This window comes from Bacillus sp. 3103sda1, from assembly GCF_024159135.1.
Lineage (GTDB): Bacteria > Bacillota > Bacilli > Bacillales > Bacillaceae_G > Bacillus_A > Bacillus_A rhizoplanae.
In genome coordinates, this window is record NZ_JAMYWS010000001.1 from 4,669,858 (window position 1) to 4,686,046 (window position 16,189).

Annotated in this window: 13 protein-coding genes, 1 pseudogene and 1 riboswitch; of the genes and pseudogenes, 2 read left to right on the forward strand and 12 right to left on the reverse strand. The window is 38.1% G+C overall.

The window, feature by feature from the left end; genetic code table 11:
- Position 1 precedes the first annotated feature (1 nt).
- The 5 genes from thrB to NKR74_RS23455 form a co-directional block, all read right to left on the reverse strand.
- The gene (gene thrB, locus NKR74_RS23435; protein WP_253631011.1) at positions 2-910 is read right to left on the reverse strand and encodes a homoserine kinase; all 909 of its coding nucleotides are present in this window, start codon (positions 908-910) and stop codon (positions 2-4) included.
- Positions 911-921: 11 nt separating this feature from the next.
- Positions 922-1,980, reverse strand: a complete 1,059-nt coding sequence (thrC, locus tag NKR74_RS23440; RefSeq protein ID WP_253631012.1) for a threonine synthase — start codon at positions 1,978-1,980, stop codon at positions 922-924.
- A complete protein-coding gene (locus tag NKR74_RS23445) occupies positions 1,980-3,275 on the reverse strand; it encodes a homoserine dehydrogenase (RefSeq protein ID WP_253631013.1) in 1,296 nt (431 codons plus the stop codon). Before NKR74_RS23445 ends, thrC begins: the two co-directional genes overlap by 1 nt.
- A 141-nt stretch (positions 3,276-3,416) precedes the next feature.
- Complete coding sequence (metA, locus tag NKR74_RS23450; protein ID WP_098310098.1) at positions 3,417-4,322, reverse strand: homoserine O-acetyltransferase MetA; 906 nt, start codon at positions 4,320-4,322, stop codon at positions 3,417-3,419.
- Positions 4,303-5,598 (reverse strand): bifunctional O-acetylhomoserine aminocarboxypropyltransferase/cysteine synthase, encoded by a 1,296-nt coding sequence (locus NKR74_RS23455; protein ID WP_253631014.1) that lies wholly within the window; start codon positions 5,596-5,598, stop codon positions 4,303-4,305. The genes metA and NKR74_RS23455 overlap by 20 nt, the downstream gene beginning before the upstream one ends.
- A 92-nt stretch (positions 5,599-5,690) precedes the next feature.
- Positions 5,691-5,794: riboswitch (SAM riboswitch) on the reverse strand.
- 412 nt (positions 5,795-6,206) lie between these two features.
- On the opposite strand from NKR74_RS23455, the gene NKR74_RS23460 reads away from it, so the two are divergent.
- Complete coding sequence (locus tag NKR74_RS23460) at positions 6,207-7,457, forward strand: chloride channel protein (RefSeq protein ID WP_253631015.1); 1,251 nt, start codon at positions 6,207-6,209, stop codon at positions 7,455-7,457.
- 564 nt (positions 7,458-8,021) lie between these two features.
- Complete coding sequence (gene pdxK, locus NKR74_RS23470; protein WP_098310101.1) at positions 8,022-8,846, forward strand: pyridoxine/pyridoxal/pyridoxamine kinase; 825 nt, start codon at positions 8,022-8,024, stop codon at positions 8,844-8,846.
- Positions 8,847-9,036: 190 nt separating this feature from the next.
- Here pdxK and NKR74_RS23475 read toward each other — a convergent pair.
- The 7 genes and pseudogenes from NKR74_RS23475 to NKR74_RS23505 form a co-directional block, all read right to left on the reverse strand.
- Positions 9,037-9,249 (reverse strand): annotated as a pseudogene (locus NKR74_RS23475) (GGDEF domain-containing protein); the annotation flags it as partial.
- 193 nt (positions 9,250-9,442) lie between these two features.
- Positions 9,443-9,646 (reverse strand): YbdD/YjiX family protein, encoded by a 204-nt coding sequence (locus NKR74_RS23480; protein ID WP_098310102.1) that lies wholly within the window; start codon positions 9,644-9,646, stop codon positions 9,443-9,445.
- The gene (locus NKR74_RS23485; RefSeq protein WP_253631016.1) at positions 9,639-11,714 is read right to left on the reverse strand and encodes a carbon starvation CstA family protein; all 2,076 of its coding nucleotides are present in this window, start codon (positions 11,712-11,714) and stop codon (positions 9,639-9,641) included. The genes NKR74_RS23480 and NKR74_RS23485 overlap by 8 nt, the downstream gene beginning before the upstream one ends.
- Before the next feature lie 123 nt (positions 11,715-11,837).
- Positions 11,838-12,554, reverse strand: coding sequence for a LytR/AlgR family response regulator transcription factor (locus NKR74_RS23490; protein WP_253631017.1), 717 nt, complete (start codon positions 12,552-12,554; stop codon positions 11,838-11,840).
- A gap of 155 nt (positions 12,555-12,709) precedes the next feature.
- A complete protein-coding gene (locus NKR74_RS23495; RefSeq protein ID WP_253631018.1) occupies positions 12,710-13,909 on the reverse strand; it encodes an MFS transporter in 1,200 nt (399 codons plus the stop codon).
- A gap of 216 nt (positions 13,910-14,125) precedes the next feature.
- Positions 14,126-14,866 carry a WecB/TagA/CpsF family glycosyltransferase gene (locus NKR74_RS23500; RefSeq protein ID WP_253631019.1) on the reverse strand — a complete coding sequence of 247 codons (741 nt, stop codon included), beginning with the start codon at positions 14,864-14,866 and terminating at the stop codon, positions 14,126-14,128.
- 142 nt (positions 14,867-15,008) lie between these two features.
- A complete protein-coding gene (locus NKR74_RS23505; protein ID WP_253631020.1) occupies positions 15,009-16,112 on the reverse strand; it encodes a glycosyltransferase in 1,104 nt (367 codons plus the stop codon).
- Positions 16,113-16,189 lie beyond the last annotated feature (77 nt).

Genomic DNA, 16,189 nt, shown 5'->3' on the forward strand with positions numbered 1-16,189 from the left:
GCTATATGCTTTCAATGGGCTTTTGTTGTTCGTATATAATATGAACCCCTTCGTTTACAACTTGAAGCGTTTCTACTACGCAATGACCGAAAATAGATTGCAGCCATACCTTCACTTCTTGAGCACTTCCTTTTTTCACATAACAAAGCACAGTTGGACCGGCACCGCTTAAAGAAACACCATATACATTCTCATGCTTTAATTCATGAAGTGTTTGTAATTCAGGAACAAGCTGTTTACGGTACGGTTCATGAAACATATCCTGTTTCATCATTTCTCCAGCAAGCACCCAATCCTCTTTACATAAAGCTGCTACAAGTACATTGGCAACACCACTGCCGCGAATGCCGTCCATATACGATAACTTACTCGGAAGCACGTCTCTTGAATGAGCTGTTTTGAGTTCATATGAAGGAATAACTGCAACAAGTTCTACATCATGAATAGGCTGTGACAAAAATGCAATATCTTCTCCATCATACGTTCCTATTATAAGTCCACCATATAACGCAGCTCCAACATTATCAATATGTCCTTCTATTTCCGTTGCAATCAATAGCTTTTCTCTGCTAGATAAATGCAAATCACAGAGCTGATCGGCAAGTTCAATCCCAGCAATAATTGCCGAGGCACTGCTTCCAAGTCCTCTTGCTAATGGAATATCACTATCGAGATAGAGACTACAATATGGAAGCTCCTTATTATAACGAGCGGCTATTCCCCTAGCAGTCTCAATCAGTAAATTATTCTCATCTTCTGGAACACCTTGAAGAAGTGGTGTTTTGGCCTTGCACTCCCATCTGTAATGCGAAAATACATCTACCGTTAAATATTTACTTACCGCAAGGCCAATTGAATCAAAGCCTGGCCCAAGATTTGCCGTACTGGCAGGCACACGAATTGTAAACATGGGAGCCGCCTTCATCGCAGGACAGCTCCTTGAATGTGTTCAAACACAACCTTTTCATCATTTGGCAAAACAAGCGGCTGAATTTTTTTCGTATCAATTGCAATATTAGGATCCTTTAAACCATTTCCTGTTAAAACAGCAACAATTTTACTTCCCTTTGTTATTTCTCCTGTTTGTACTTGCTTATAAATACCAGCAAGCGACGCACAAGAAGCAGGCTCTGCAAAAATCCCTTCATACTTAGCAAGCCATTCATATGCCTGAAGAATTTCTGCATCTGTTACCTCATCAATTTTTCCATTTGAATCACGGGCAGCTGCAACGGCTTTATCCCAGCTTGCAGGGTTACCGATGCGTATTGCAGTGGCAACTGTCTCAGGATCTTCAATTTTATATCCGCGTACAATCGCTGCCGCTCCTTCCGCTTCAAAGCCGCGCATTTCCGGTAAACCCGTACTATGCTTTTCGTTATACTCTGTAAACCCTTTCCAGTATGCTGTAATATTGCCCGCATTCCCAACTGGAATGGCTAAAATATCAGGCGCTTTTCCAAGTGCATCACAAATTTCAAATGCTGCTGTTTTTTGCCCTTCAATGCGATACGGATTCACTGAATTCACAAGTGTAATGGGCGATGAGTCGCTCAGCTTCCGCACCATTTGCAGAGCATGGTCAAAGTTCCCGTCAATACTAATAATCTCAGCTCCGTACATCACTGCCTGAGCTAACTTACCGTATGCAATTTTTCCGTTCGGAATCATAACAATGCAAGATAAACCTGCGCGCGCTGCATAAGCAGCTGCAGCTGCAGATGTATTTCCTGTTGAAGCGCAAATAACTGTTTTGCTGCCAGCTTCCTTTGCCTTCGCTACTGCCATAACCATCCCGCGATCTTTAAAGGAACCAGTCGGGTTTGCCCCTTCTACTTTCGCATAAACAGAAACACCCCATTTTTCTGAAAGGTTTTCTAATAAAACAAGTGGTGTATTTCCTTCTGATAACGAAAGGGCCGGCGTCTGATCAGTAATCGGTAAATATTCTTTATAAGCAGCAAGTAGTCCGTTCCACATTAGCGAGCATCTCCTTCAATACGGTAATTCGCTTTCACGCAATCCACTTCTTCATACGTCTCTAGCGTTTCTAAAATATACGCATAGTCTGCAAGGGATGCGCGGTGTGTAACGATAACAATCTCAGCTGCTCCTTTCTCTTGTAATGGCATTTGAATAATCTTTTCGAAGCTAACGCCGCGTTCAGAGAACAGAGATGTAATTTTTGCAAACACACCTACCTCATCTTTCACATGAAGGCGTAGAAACTTCTTCACATAAATTTCGTCTTCCTCTTTTAACACTTTCTCATATTGCGGAGTCACAGCACTATTCCCCGTTACACCGAGGCGTACATTTTTCATAACCGCAACTAAGTCAGATACAACAGCTGTTGCTGTTGGTAAGCTTCCTGCACCTGGTCCGTAAAACATTGTTTCTCCTACCGCTTCACCGTATACATATACGGCATTATATTCATTTTGAACAGTTGCAAGTGGGTGCGCATTTGGCAGCAGTGTTGGTTCTACTGTAACCTCTAATTTTTCACCATCACGCTTCGCTACGCCGATTAACTTAATTGTATAGCCTAAGCTCTTACTATATGTAATATCCTCCTCCGTAATGGATGTAATCCCTTTTACATTCACATCATGAAGTTCTACATTTGTAGAAAAGCCTAGTGTCGCTAAGATCGTCATCTTTCGAGCCGCATCTAACCCTTCAACGTCCGATGTTGGATCTGCTTCTGCAAATCCAAGTTGCTGTGCTTCATTTAACACGTCTTCGTATGCTCTCCCTTCGTCAGACATTTTTGTCAAAATAAAATTCGTTGTTCCGTTCACAATCCCCATCATTTTCGTAATCCGATCAGAAGAGAGACCTTCCACAATGCTTCGCAAAATCGGAATACCGCCTGCTACACTTGCTTCATAAAACAAATCAGCTTGATTTTCTTTTGCCACAGTAAGAAGTTCTGCACCGTGAAGTGCCATTAAATCTTTATTTGCTGTTACAACGTGCTTTCCGTTTTGCAGCGCTTGTAAAATATATGCTTTCGCATCTTCTACACCGCCCATCACTTCAATAACAACGTCAACATCTGGGTTATTTATAATTTCATCTGGATTTCTCGTTAACAATGTAGGGGTTAATTGGACCTCACGTTCTTTTTCTATGTTTTGTACTAACACTTTTGCTACTTTGACAGGACAACCGATTTGATGCGCTAAACGATCTTGATGATCTTCAATAATACGCACCACACCGCTTCCTACAGTTCCAAGACCTAATAAGCCGACTCGAATTTCGTTCATAATATTGTCCACCCCTCTAAAAATTGTATTTAGGTGCCATTATATAAGGTAAAATTCAAAAAAACAATATATTTGGAACATTCCGAATAATAAAAGGCACTCCTTACAAAGAAAACGCTACCAAGTGTTGTATAGTTTCCTTTACAAAATATAAGGGGTTTCTTGATATACATAGTAATTTAGCCAATTTGAAAATAGTAGATTCCCATGGCTACGCCATTTTACCACTGGCTTTTCCAATGGATTGTCATGCCTAAAATAGTTTTTTGGAATAGCAATATCGAGCCCCTTTTGTTGATCACGCTCATATTCTTGCTTTAACGTCTCGCAGCTGTATTCACTATGGCCAAGAACAAAAATATGCTTTTCGTCTTTACTCATAACAAGATGAACACCAGCTTCTTCAGATGTCGCTAACATATCAAGTTCCTGCACTTTTTGAATATCAGATGCACGGACTTCTGTATGACGAGAATGCGGTGCAAAAAAGCTTTCATCAAAACCGCGTAACAATTTCACATGCTCCTGCTTCACTTCATGCTCAAACACACCAAACATCTTTTGCTGAAGCGGATGTTTCGGAACACCATAGTGATAATACAACCCCGCTTGTGCCCCCCAACAAACGTGAAGCGTCGATGTAACATGCTTCTTCGAATAGTCCATAATTTGCTTCAATTCTTCCCAATAATCTACCTCTTCAAAAGGAAGTGTTTCAACCGGAGCGCCTGTAATAATCAGTCCGTCAAATTTTTCCCCTTCAATATCCCGAAATGTTTTATAGAAGCTTGTTAAATGCTCCTGCGCCACATTTCTTGATGTATGAGATTCCATATGCAGTAAATGTACATCGAGCTGAAGCGGTGTATTTCCAATTAAACGAAGCAACTGCGTTTCAGTTTCTTGCTTTGTTGGCATTAAATTTAAAATAGCAATCTTCAAAGCACGTATATCTTGTGTTTCTGCTCGTTCTTTCGTCATCACGAAAATATTTTCATTTTGTAATACTTTACGAGCGGGTAAATCTTTAGCAATGATGATCGGCATACTGTTTTCCTCCAGAAAGGGCTTCTGCTAAATCAGCAATAATATCCGCCGCATCTTCAATACCAACCGATAACCGAATTAAATCAGGCGTTACACCGGCCAGATGCTGCTGCTCTTCAGTAAGCTGACGATGCGTCGTGCTTGCAGGATGAATCACACAAGTTCTTGCATCTGCCACGTGCGTCACCAATGCTGCGAGCTTCACATTTGCAATAAACTGCTTAGCGGATTCAATACCGCCTTTTACTCCAAACGTTAAAACACCGCTCGCACCTTTCGGTAAATATTTTTGTGCCAATGCATAATTTTCATTACCTTGAAGTCCTGGATAATTGACCCACTCAACGCGTTCATGCTGAGATAGCCACTGTGCAACAGCTAGTGCATTTTGACTATGACGCTCCATACGAAGATGCAATGTTTCTAAGCCAATATTGCTTACATACGCATTGAATGGACTCATACAATTTCCATAGTCTCTTAATAACTGTACACGAGCTTTCACAATGTATGCCGCCTGCCCAAATCTTTGGACGTAACTCACACCATGATAACTTGGATCTGGTTCAACAAATTCAGGAAACTTGCTCCAATCGAAATTACCGCCATCAATGACAATACCGCCAAGTGAACTTGCATGGCCATCAATATATTTCGTTGTAGAATGAACGACAATGTTTGCACCATGTTCAAATGCATGGCATAAATACGGCGTAGCTAGCGTATTGTCGACGATAAATGGTACCTCAAGCTCTTTTGCCGCATCAGAAAACTCTTTAAAGTTAAGAACATTCATCGCTGGATTTCCAAGCGATTCTGCATACACAAGCTTTGTTTTCTCATTTGCGAGAGCAACAATTTCATCAGCGGCTAAGTTTGGATTAAAGAAAGTAACCTCAATGCCAAGCTTCCGCAGACTAACTGCAAATAAATTAAATGTACCGCCGTATACTGTTGATGAGCAAAGCAGGTGATCGCCGCTGCCGCAAATATTTAATACCGCTAACATAATTGCAGCTTGCCCAGATGCAGTTGCAACCGCACCAACTCCGCCTTCTAACTCCGTCAGTTTCTGCTCAAACGCCGCAAGCGTTGGGTTACCAATACGGGTATAAATATAACCTTCTGCCTCTAAATTAAAAAGAGCTGCTAAATCGTCAGATGTATCGTATTTATACGTCGTACTTTGATAAAGCGGCAAAACACGCGGTTCACCATTTTTCGGCGTATAACCACCTTGTACACAAATTGTGCCTTTTCCCCTTGTATCACTCATTCCTCAATCCCCTTTCTTTCTTAACATAAAAAAAACTGCTTCTTTCCTAAATAAGAAAGAAGCAGCTTAGATAAACGCTCGACATGTCGCCTTTCTTATCGTTCAGGAAATACCTGCAGGATTTGGCACAATTCCGTTTTACGGCTGTTGCCAAGGTTTCGTAGGGCCCGGTCCCTCCACCTATTCTTGATAAGACTTATGCAATTACCGTTGATTTTATAGTAAATATTTCCTAGTGTCAATTATTTTTCTGAATCTTTGTAAAAATAACAACAATCCGTTTGTTCATTCTCAAACTTTAAATTATATTAAAAAAACATTGATATTCTATACTAAAAACAAAAAAACGTTTCAAAAACTTTACTTACTATGTAAAATTAAAGAGTTATACTTAATTTTAGCAAGCATCAAAATATATGTATAAACATGATTAAAATTATGACTAGTTCAGGGCTTCATACAATAATGATGCTGATTTTTGTAATATACTTTGAATAAGTAGCTCTTTAAAAAAGATAATATCCATATTGAATGAGTTACCCAATTATTTTCGTATCAGAATCTCTAACTTTTTCATAATAGGATGTAACATAAAGGAGGCATAAAAAATGGCTACTAGGAGAAACATGCACTATTTACTCATCATGTACGGTATATTTCTAGGTGCTATAGTTGGTGCTATAGTCTGGTTATTTTTAGTTATCACAAATGTTGGAATCCAGTTTATTTGGGAATATTTACCTAAAGAATTAGGATCACCCTCTTATTACACAATTTGTGTAACAGTAATTGGTGGTGTTCTTGTCGGACTGACACAGAAGTATTTCGGTACATATCCTCGTTTAATGCCAGAGACCATGGCTGAATATCAGAAAACAGGTAGAATCGAGTACCATTTTGTGCATAAAGCTACGTTAACAGCTATTATTGTTTTAGTATTTGGTGCAAGCTTAGGACCGGAAGCAGCACTTGTTGGGATTATAGGTGGGCTTTGTACGTGGGTTGGTGATCGCTTTAAATTTACTTTAAAAGGAATGCACGAACTAACAGAATTTGGGATTGGCGCTGCTTTAAGTGTTATTTTTAATGCACCACTATTCGGTTATTTAGCTCCAAGAGAACATGAGGATACACAACTCACTGAAAATTTTAAAGGGAAAAAGACTATTGTATATCTCGCTACTACTTTTGCTGGTTTTACTGTTTATTTATTTCTCAGTCAGTTCGATAATCGAGGATCCTTTATTGTTAATTTCGGAGAAGGATCTTTTGCACTCCATGAATGGATTGCCTTTCTCCCTCTTATTTTTATAGGTGTTGGGGTAGGATACTGTTATTTCCAATTCGAACATATATTAGAAAGAATAGTACATCCTTTTCAAGAATATAAGCTAACATTAGCGATTATAGGTGGTATCCTTTTAGGGATTGCAGGAACTATACTTCCGTATACACTGTTTTCAGGAGAACACCAATTAAAAGACTTAGTAAATGAATGGACAGGAATATCATTTGGGATACTGGCTCTTTCAGGGATTTTAAAGTTGTGTATAACCGCGGTTTGTTTAACTACAGGTTGGCGTGGCGGACATATTTTTCCAATTGTATTTTCTGGTGCAAGTATTGGCTATGCTATAGCAACTCTCATACCGTCATTAGATCCAGTTGCTTGTGTAGCTATTGTAACGACAGCTATTTCAAGCTATGCAGTACGAAAACCAATCGCTATGACATTATTATTACTCATGTTCTTCCCAATTAATTTATTGTTACCAATGATTGGAGCTGCAATGATCGGTAATGTATTTCCACTTCCGAATCATAATAAGAATGAACAAGAAGAACTAGTACAAGAATAAAATAGTAAAATAAAGCGAAACTCCCAGCAGTGGGAGTTTTTCTTCATCTCTCGATAATAAAAAATCCACTCAAAAGCAGCGGGATAAAGTGAAACTTTAATCAGTGGGGGTTTTCTTCATCCCCCACTGATTATTAGTTGAACCAATCGGGCTTTTACGGGCAGTTTATCTCTCACCTATCTTCTTTGCTTTCACCGAATTTTGAGGTGGGAGTATTACTGCCCACGAATAGCGGGATAAAAAAACAGTACCAGCACTTTTATAGTGTTGGTACTGCTCTATTAAATAGCGTTTGTTTTGTTAATTAGAACACACTTGCTACTTTAACAGCTTTTTCAAGACCTGCTGCAATAATTTCTTCTGCTGTTAAATCAAATCCTCTACCAGCCTTAAATGTGTCGTTAATCATATCTACTCCTACATACAATATTTTCATTTCTCATTGTATCAAATTCAGTCTCTTCTAAAACATGCAAGTAACTTTTTCACTTTGTAGTTATTCATAACATTGATATAATGGATAAAAATGTAGTTTTCATTATATTACTTGAGGGGGCTTTCACAATGACATTAAACAAAGCACTTACAATTGCTGGATCTGATACAAGCGGCGGCGCTGGTATGCAAGCAGACTTAAAAACATTCCAAGAGCTTGGGGTATATGGTATGACAGCTCTTACAACAATCGTAACAATGGATCCACATAACGGTTGGGCACATAATGTGTTCCCAATTCCAGCGTCTACATTGAAACCACAATTAGAAACGACAATTGAAGGCGTTGGCGTTGATGCATTAAAAACAGGTATGCTTGGATCTGTTGAAATTATTGAACTTGTTGCTGAAACAATTGAGAAACATAATCTACAAAACGTAGTAGTAGACCCTGTTATGGTATGTAAAGGGGCAGACGAGGCGCTTCATCCAGAAACGAACGAATGCTTACGCGATGTGCTTGTTCCAAAAGCATTGATTGTAACACCAAATTTATTTGAAGCGTATCAACTAAGCGGTGTAAAAATTAACTCACTTGAAGATATGAAACAAGCTGCTGAAAAAATCCATGCTTTAGGTACAAAATATGTACTTATTAAAGGCGGCAGCAAGCTAGGAACAGAAAAAGCAATCGATTTATTATACGATGGAGAAACATTTGAAATTTTAGAATCTGAAAAAATTGAAACAACATACACACACGGTGCAGGTTGTACATATGCTGCTGCAATTACAGCAGAGTTAGCAAAAGGAAAATCTGTAAAAGAAGCTGTGCAAGTAGCAAAAGAGTTTATTACAGCTGCAATTCACCACTCATTCAAACTAAACGAATATGTGGGTCCAACTCATCACGGTGCATATCGTAAATTTGGAGCTGGAAAAGAGCTTGTATAAAGTGAAACTTCAATCAATGGTAGGGGTCCTACTGCCCGCGAATAGCGGAATTAAAATTTAAAAATAAAGTCGTCCATACGTGACGACTTTATTTTTCATGAAACAGCACTCACTTGATTTCTTCTATTTCGTTGGAAGAGTATAATGCATCATCTGCAAGTTGAATAAGTTGCTGCAGTGAGTCTACATAGATTGAAGCACCTACCGAATAATTCGTTAACAATAGACGTACAATTAAAATAATGATGAAAGCTAATATAACAGAAAGATAGCGTAAATCTAGCATCACATCCTCAATATGGACACCAAACTTCATAAGCAGAACACCTAAGGTTCCCATTACAATACCAACAAAAATAAAAGAAAGAATAATAGTTGTATTAACAACTAGATTATCTAGCATAAAAATATACCTGGTCTTTTTACAACTTGAAAACTCACATGAAAGTTCCATCCCTATCCATTTCGTACCCCTTTTCCTATTTATTTTTGTATATTATCCCCCTACAATTCCAAAACTTTTCTTTATATGTTTCACGTGAAACTTTGAAACATAAAAAAAGAGCGAGATATCGCCCTTTTTTACTATATTCTCTCTAACAGCATCTCGAAATTTTACCGCCCTTCGCATTAAATCTTGCTTCTTGCGCTTCGGCAAAAAATTGTTTTCGAGATAATATCATTTCATTTGGATGTTGTTGTTTCATATGAGCAACATACTTCTCATAGCTAGGTACACCAACAAGCAAACTAATAAATTGTTTTCGGTATCTCCACATGCTTATCATTGTTTTAAGCATAGTGCTGTGCCTCGCTTTCATCGCGTGGAACATACGCCGCTTCTTTTAATGGAGTTGCTTTATTGTTCAATACTTGTATCCATATTCTAATAGACGATATCAGTACCGCGATTACAACAAGCATGAAAATTCCACAAAGCGTCGCATCAATATAATCATTAAAAATAATTTGTTTCATTTGTGCTACGTTTTTCGCCGGTGCTAATAGTTTCCCTTTATCTAGTGCACTTTGGAACACTTTTGCATGAGAGAGGAATCCAATTTTCGGATTTTCATGAAATAACTTTTGATAGCCAGCTGTCATTGTAACAATCAGTAACCACGTTGTCGGAATGAGTGTCACCCAAACATATGCCTTTTTTCCCATTTTAAACAAAACAGTCGTTCCAAGTAATAATGCAATCCCAGCTAACATTTGATTTGCGATTCCAAAGAGCGGCCATAGCGTATTGATACCACCAAGCGGATCAATTACCCCTTGATATAAGAAATATCCCCATCCTAGAACACACAGCGTTGTTGCAACAATATTGGAAAGCATAGAATCTGTTTTTGCAAATGGTTTATAAACGTGCCCTAAAATGTCTTGAATCATAAACCGACCAACACGTGTTCCTGCATCAATCGTTGTTAAAATGAAGAGCGCTTCAAATAAAATTGCAAAGTGATACCAAAATGCCATTAATGCTTTTCCGCCAATTACTTGAGAGAAAATATGAGCCATCCCAATCGCGAACGTCGGTGCCCCACCTGTACGAGATAATATCGTTTGTTCTCCGACGTTTACAGCCAATTCTTTCAGCTCATTTGGCGTCACAGTAAACCCCCAAGAACTAATTACTTGTGCTGCCTGTGTTACATCCGTTCCAATGACTGCCGGAGGGCTATTAATTGCAAAGTATGTACCTGGCGTTAGTACACAAGCTGCAATCATTGCCATCGCTGCAACAAATGATTCCATCAGCATAGCACCGTAACCAATTGGCTGTGCATGTCCTTCCCTTTCTATCATTTTCGGGGTCGTACCAGAAGAAACAAGCGCATGGAAGCCAGATACAGCTCCGCAAGCAATTGTAATAAATAAGAATGGGAATAAATTCCCTGCAAATACTGGGCCCGTTCCATCAATAAATTGTGAAACTGCCGGCATTTGTAAATCTGGTGCAACAATCACGATACCGAGCGCTAAACCAACAATTGTTCCAATCTTTAAAAACGTACTTAAATAATCACGCGGTGCAAGTAATAGCCAAACAGGTAATGCAGAAGCAATAAATCCATAAATGGTAAGCATAATTGCAATTGTTTCACCTTTAAATGTGAACATCGTAGCAAGTGTTGGATTTTCCGCTACATACTGACCCGCTACAAGCGATAAAAGAAGTAAAATAATACCGATAACTGAACCTTCTCCAACACGACCTGGGCGAATGTAACGCATATATACACCCATTAAAATTGCAATTGGAATTGTTGCTGCAATCGTAAACATTCCCCACGGGCTTCCTACGAGCGCTTTCACCACAACAAGAGCTAATACCGCTAATAAAATAATCATAATTCCCAAAATACCGATCATCGCAATAAAACCTGTTACTGGACCAATCTCTTCTTTAATCATTTCACCAAGCGACTTCCCGTTGCGACGCATAGACGCGAACAAAATCACAAAATCTTGTACAGCTCCGGCTAACACAACTCCAACAATAATCCAAAGCGTTCCTGGTAAATATCCCATCTGTGCAGCTAAGATTGGACCAACTAGCGGTCCAGCCCCAGCAATTGCCGCAAAGTGGTGCCCAAATAAAACCCATTTATTTGTCGGAACATAATCTTTCCCATCATTCAAAAGCTCTGCCGGTGTTTTTCGATTATCGTCCAATTCAAAAACTTTTCTGGAGATAAATCTACTATAAAAGCGATATGCAACAGCATATACGGAAACAGCGGCAACCAACAACCAAACTGCATTAATCGTTTCACCGCGAGATAACGCTAAAACAGCAAATCCTGCTGCTCCTAAAGCCGTAATCACACCCCAAAGTAAAATAGATTTCCATGCTTTCAACAAAAATCCCCCCTAATGTTATGCCTTAGAGGGAATTGTACTAAATTTTCAGAATAGTTAAATATAATATTCCTTATGATGAATGTTTCCTATTTTAACATGTTTAAATTCGTCCACGACTTGTTACAACTCAATTTTATTTCGAAGCCGTTTTACATAATTTCGACTAACAGGTATCGGCTGGTTATCATACCTTTCCAAATATAAGTTATACGTTCCGTTATAATAAGGCTTTAATTCTCGCACATATATAACGTTAATAAGATAACTTTTATGAACACGTAAAAAATCGTATACCGCTAACTTACCTTCTAATTCTTGCAATGTATATGTTGAGATATATTGATTATCATTTGTATAAATTGAAACTGTTTTATTTTCTTTATTCTTACTTATATATACAATATCGTCTGGACGAATGTATGTAATTCCTTCATGACATTCAATTGGGAGCTTTTGCAACCGATTTTTCTCTTGTGTTACTCTTTCTTGCTCAATACTATGCAATAAAAACTGCAAGTCTTCCTGCTTAAATGGTTGCAATAAGTAGTAAAAAGCGTGAAAACGAAATGATATAATTGCATCTTTCATGTCGTTTCCTGTAAATATAAACTTTGTATGTAATGTTAATTGGCGCAACAAGCCTGCGACTTCAAAACCCGTTGCATCTGGTAATTGTGTATCTAAAAAAATAAAATCTGGCGTATACTTTTTCGCTATCTGTAGTGATTCCATTCCTGTTTTCGCTTCAAAACATTCCAAATTCTTTACATGTTCTTTGAAAAAATCTATTAATTGTCCTCTGTTTTCTTCTCGTTCATTTACGATTAAAATTTTCATGTCTGCCCAACCACCTAATCCTTTTGTCCATACGCCTTGTTGTATACATTCGCTTTTTTCGAAATAATCCCTTTTTATAAACCATTTTTCTATCAAATATATCATGTTTTTGTCAGAAAACAACGAAAAGGAAGCTTTACATAGCTTCCTTTTCATTATATTAATTCTTGTTGTTTTGTTTCTTTCCCAAGCACAAGTACAGCAAGAGCACCAATTACAATAGCTGTACAAAAGATCGTAAAGACAAAAGAAATAGAAGCATGCATGGCTACGAGATAACCAACTAATAATGGTCCTAAAATACCACCGATGCGGCCAAATGCCGCTGCCATCCCAGCTCCTGTACCACGAATGACTGTCGGATACTGCTCTGGCGTATACGCATATAACGCTCCCCAAGCTCCTAAATTAAAGAAAGATAGCAACATACCAAAGATCATTAGCATGAGAAGTGAATCTGCTGCTCCGAAGAAATATGCGCTGCATGCTGTTCCAAGTAAGTATGTGATCAACACAAACTTACGGCCATAACGTTCAATAAACCAAGCGGCTGTAAAATAGCCCGGAAGCTGCGCAAGTGTCATAATTAACACATATTCAAAGCTTTTAATTAAACTAAACCCTTTTAATACTAGTACACTTGGAAGCCAAAGGAACATTCCATAATAAGAAAATACAACACAAAACCATAAAATCCAGAGCATAGCAGTCGCTCTTCTGTACTCCCCAGACCAAACTGCCTTTATGTTTGCAAATACAGATTGTTTTTGAGGTACTTTTTGAAATTGTGGTGAATCTGGTAAACTCCAGCGTAAATATAGTGCATAAAAGGCTGGAATTGCACTTAAAACCATCGCTGTTTGCCAACCATATTTCGGAATAACAAAATATGAAATGAGAGCAGCAATTAACCATCCACCGGCCCAAAAGCTTTCTAATAAAACAACAATTTTACCACGTTCATGTGCGGCAACACTTTCAGATACAAGTGTTGATGCAACAGGTAACTCTCCTCCAAGTCCCATTCCAATGAGAAAACGAAGTATAAGAAATACAGTTAACGTTGTTGATAAAGCTGTTAAACCGCTACCAACAGAAAATAATAATAATGTAATAATAAAAACTGGTTTACGACCAATTTTATCTGCTAATATCCCAAATATAAGTGCTCCAACTGCCATTCCAATGGAGTTAATACTACCAATCCACCCCATCTGCTGTGCACTAAGCTGCCATTCTTTTTGCAGTGCAGCAATAATAAACGAAAGAAGCCCAACATCCATTGCATCAAATAGCCAACCAAGCCCAGCAATTCCGAGAAGCTTTCGTTTCGAGATTTCTGTAACTTTCCCCACTAGAGGTCCTCCTTACAAAGCTGTCTTTACACTATATTTTACATATGTACATTACATATGTAAAATACTTTTTTGTATATTAAAGAAGACAAACCACCTACATAAACCTTATCTTTCCCATGAAAAAAACAACTCATGCATATGTGTTTTACTCTACGAAACGAAAAGGCAAGTTACATATACAAGCTTCCATAGAAAAAAGGTAGCAAAAAATTGCTACCTTTTCGACCGAACCACTTCTTTTAAAAATTCAGCTAATACGAGCTGACGACGCCAGCGTGTTGGATTGCTGCATAAACGATAAAACCATTCTAAATGAATAGCTTGAATCCATTTCGGGGCACGCTTTACTTCTCCTGCCCAAACATCAAAACTTCCCCCAACACCAACAGCTATTTTTGTATTTAAACGATGTTTATTCTGCTGAATAAAATTTTCCTGTCTTGGGAATCCAAGCGCAACAAGCAAAATATCTGGCTGCGCTTCTTGAATACGTGCAATAATTTCTTCTTCCTGCTCTTGTTTAAAATATCCATCTTGTGTACCTGCAATGGATAGCGCTTCATATCTTTCTGTTAAAGTTTGAGCAGCTTTTTCTACAACATGCGGCTTTGCTCCAAGTAAAAAGACAGATACCGATTTCTTCTCTTGTGATAATGTTTTAAATAAATCACTCATCAAATCAAAACCTGCTACACGCTCTTTTAACGGTGTACCTAGCATACCGCTTGCCTTTACTACGCCAATTCCATCCGGTGTAATAATATCTGCCTGAAGAAGCGTTTCATGGAATTTAGCATCTTTTTTTGCACACATCACAATTTCAGGGTTTGCCGTTACAACTTGGAATGTATTCTCTTGTTCCTTTTCTAGCTGCTGCAGCATATATCGAATCGTTTCTTCCATTGTCATCGTTGAGAAGGGCACGCCTAAAATATCAATTGTTTGCACTGCCATATTTAAAATCCTCTCTATTTCAAATATCTTTTCTATTTCTATAAGGTTCAACTAACCATCAGTGAACTCTCTTCTCACTAATGGTTAGTTGAACCAATCGGGCTTTTACGGGTAGTCTAACTTTCCTAATTTAGTATAATAGTTACTCCGATAAAAGCTTTTCATACGCTTTATGCGTATCTTCATACACCTTTCGTAAAGAAAAGTGAGAAGACGCATGCATATATAAACGCTCACCCATTTCCGCCAATTCACCATTCTTCCATTTTTCATATGCTTCCTCTAATGCATGAGCAAGAGCCTCAGCATCGCCAGTTGGAATGATCCAGCCATATGTCTCATCGACAATGAGCTTTGACATATCACCAACATCTGTAGCAATAGAAGTTAAACGTTGATTTGCCGCTTCTAATAAAACAAGTGAGAAACTTTCACTATGTGATGTAAGTAAGTTAATATGTGCCGATGCATATAATTCTTTTACATCTTGACGATGTCCTAAAAATAGTACTTTACCTTCTATTCCTTTTTGTTTTACCATTTCTTTTAGCTCATTCTCAATCGGACCATCGCCAAGTAACAATACTTTTATATTTGGAATCTCCGTATTTTGTAATGCCTCAAATAATATTTCATGCCCTTTAACAGGGTGAAGACGCGCTACTTGAATCGCTGTAAATACGTCTTCTTGTATACCAAATTGCTCCTCTAGGTTATAAGGCTTTGCTGGTGTAAGATCATATTCAATACCATTATAGATTGTACAAATTTTATCCTCTGGTACACCTAGCTTTACCGTATTTCTCTTAAAACGTTCTGTAATTGCAAAAAACAAATCAATCTTCTTAAACGAACGTAAATTTAACTTTGTAAAAATCCATCCTTTTAAACCACGTTTCATAAAATCCAGTGTTGGATCACTGTGAACTGTTGTAACCCATTTGGCACTTATCTTTCTTTTTAATAGCAAAAGGTAAAAGTTTGCTCTTGCTCCGTGTGTATGAACGATATCAAAACGTTCTTCATTAATAAAAGAACGTATTTTTGAGAGAATAGATATATCATAGCGAGATGATTGTGAAAACACGTGTACCTTTATCCCTAACGCTCTCGCTTCGCTTGCAATTGGACCTTCTTCAAATACTGCTAATTCTACTCCATCTTTCGGAAATTGCGACAAAAGTGAGATAATATGCGTTTTTCCGCCACCTGTTTCTGCTCCAGCATTCATATGTAACACTTTCATCTTTTTCTTCCTCCATCAATATATTTTTCCTTTGTTTTACTATAGCAAAAAATAAAAGCTAACATAATGCTAGCTTT

Bases quoted from the DNA above. Each gene is read 5' to 3' on its own strand.
- thrB (WP_253631011.1), bottom strand. From the start codon at position 910: ATGTTTACAATTCGTGTGCCTGCCAGTACGGCAAATCTTGGGCCAGGC.
- thrC (WP_253631012.1), bottom strand. From the start codon at position 1,980: ATGTGGAACGGACTACTTGCTGCTTATAAAGAATATTTACCGATTACT.
- NKR74_RS23445 (WP_253631013.1), bottom strand. From the start codon at position 3,275: ATGAACGAAATTCGAGTCGGCTTATTAGGTCTTGGAACTGTAGGAAGC.
- metA (WP_098310098.1), bottom strand. From the start codon at position 4,322: ATGCCGATCATCATTGCTAAAGATTTACCCGCTCGTAAAGTATTACAA.
- NKR74_RS23455 (WP_253631014.1), bottom strand. From the start codon at position 5,598: ATGAGTGATACAAGGGGAAAAGGCACAATTTGTGTACAAGGTGGTTAT.
- NKR74_RS23460 (WP_253631015.1), top strand. From the start codon at position 6,207: ATGGCTACTAGGAGAAACATGCACTATTTACTCATCATGTACGGTATA.
- pdxK (WP_098310101.1), top strand. From the start codon at position 8,022: ATGACATTAAACAAAGCACTTACAATTGCTGGATCTGATACAAGCGGC.
- NKR74_RS23480 (WP_098310102.1), bottom strand. From the start codon at position 9,646: ATGCTTAAAACAATGATAAGCATGTGGAGATACCGAAAACAATTTATT.
- NKR74_RS23490 (WP_253631017.1), bottom strand. From the start codon at position 12,554: ATGAAAATTTTAATCGTAAATGAACGAGAAGAAAACAGAGGACAATTA.
- NKR74_RS23500 (WP_253631019.1), bottom strand. From the start codon at position 14,866: ATGGCAGTGCAAACAATTGATATTTTAGGCGTGCCCTTCTCAACGATG.
- NKR74_RS23505 (WP_253631020.1), bottom strand. From the start codon at position 16,112: ATGAAAGTGTTACATATGAATGCTGGAGCAGAAACAGGTGGCGGAAAA.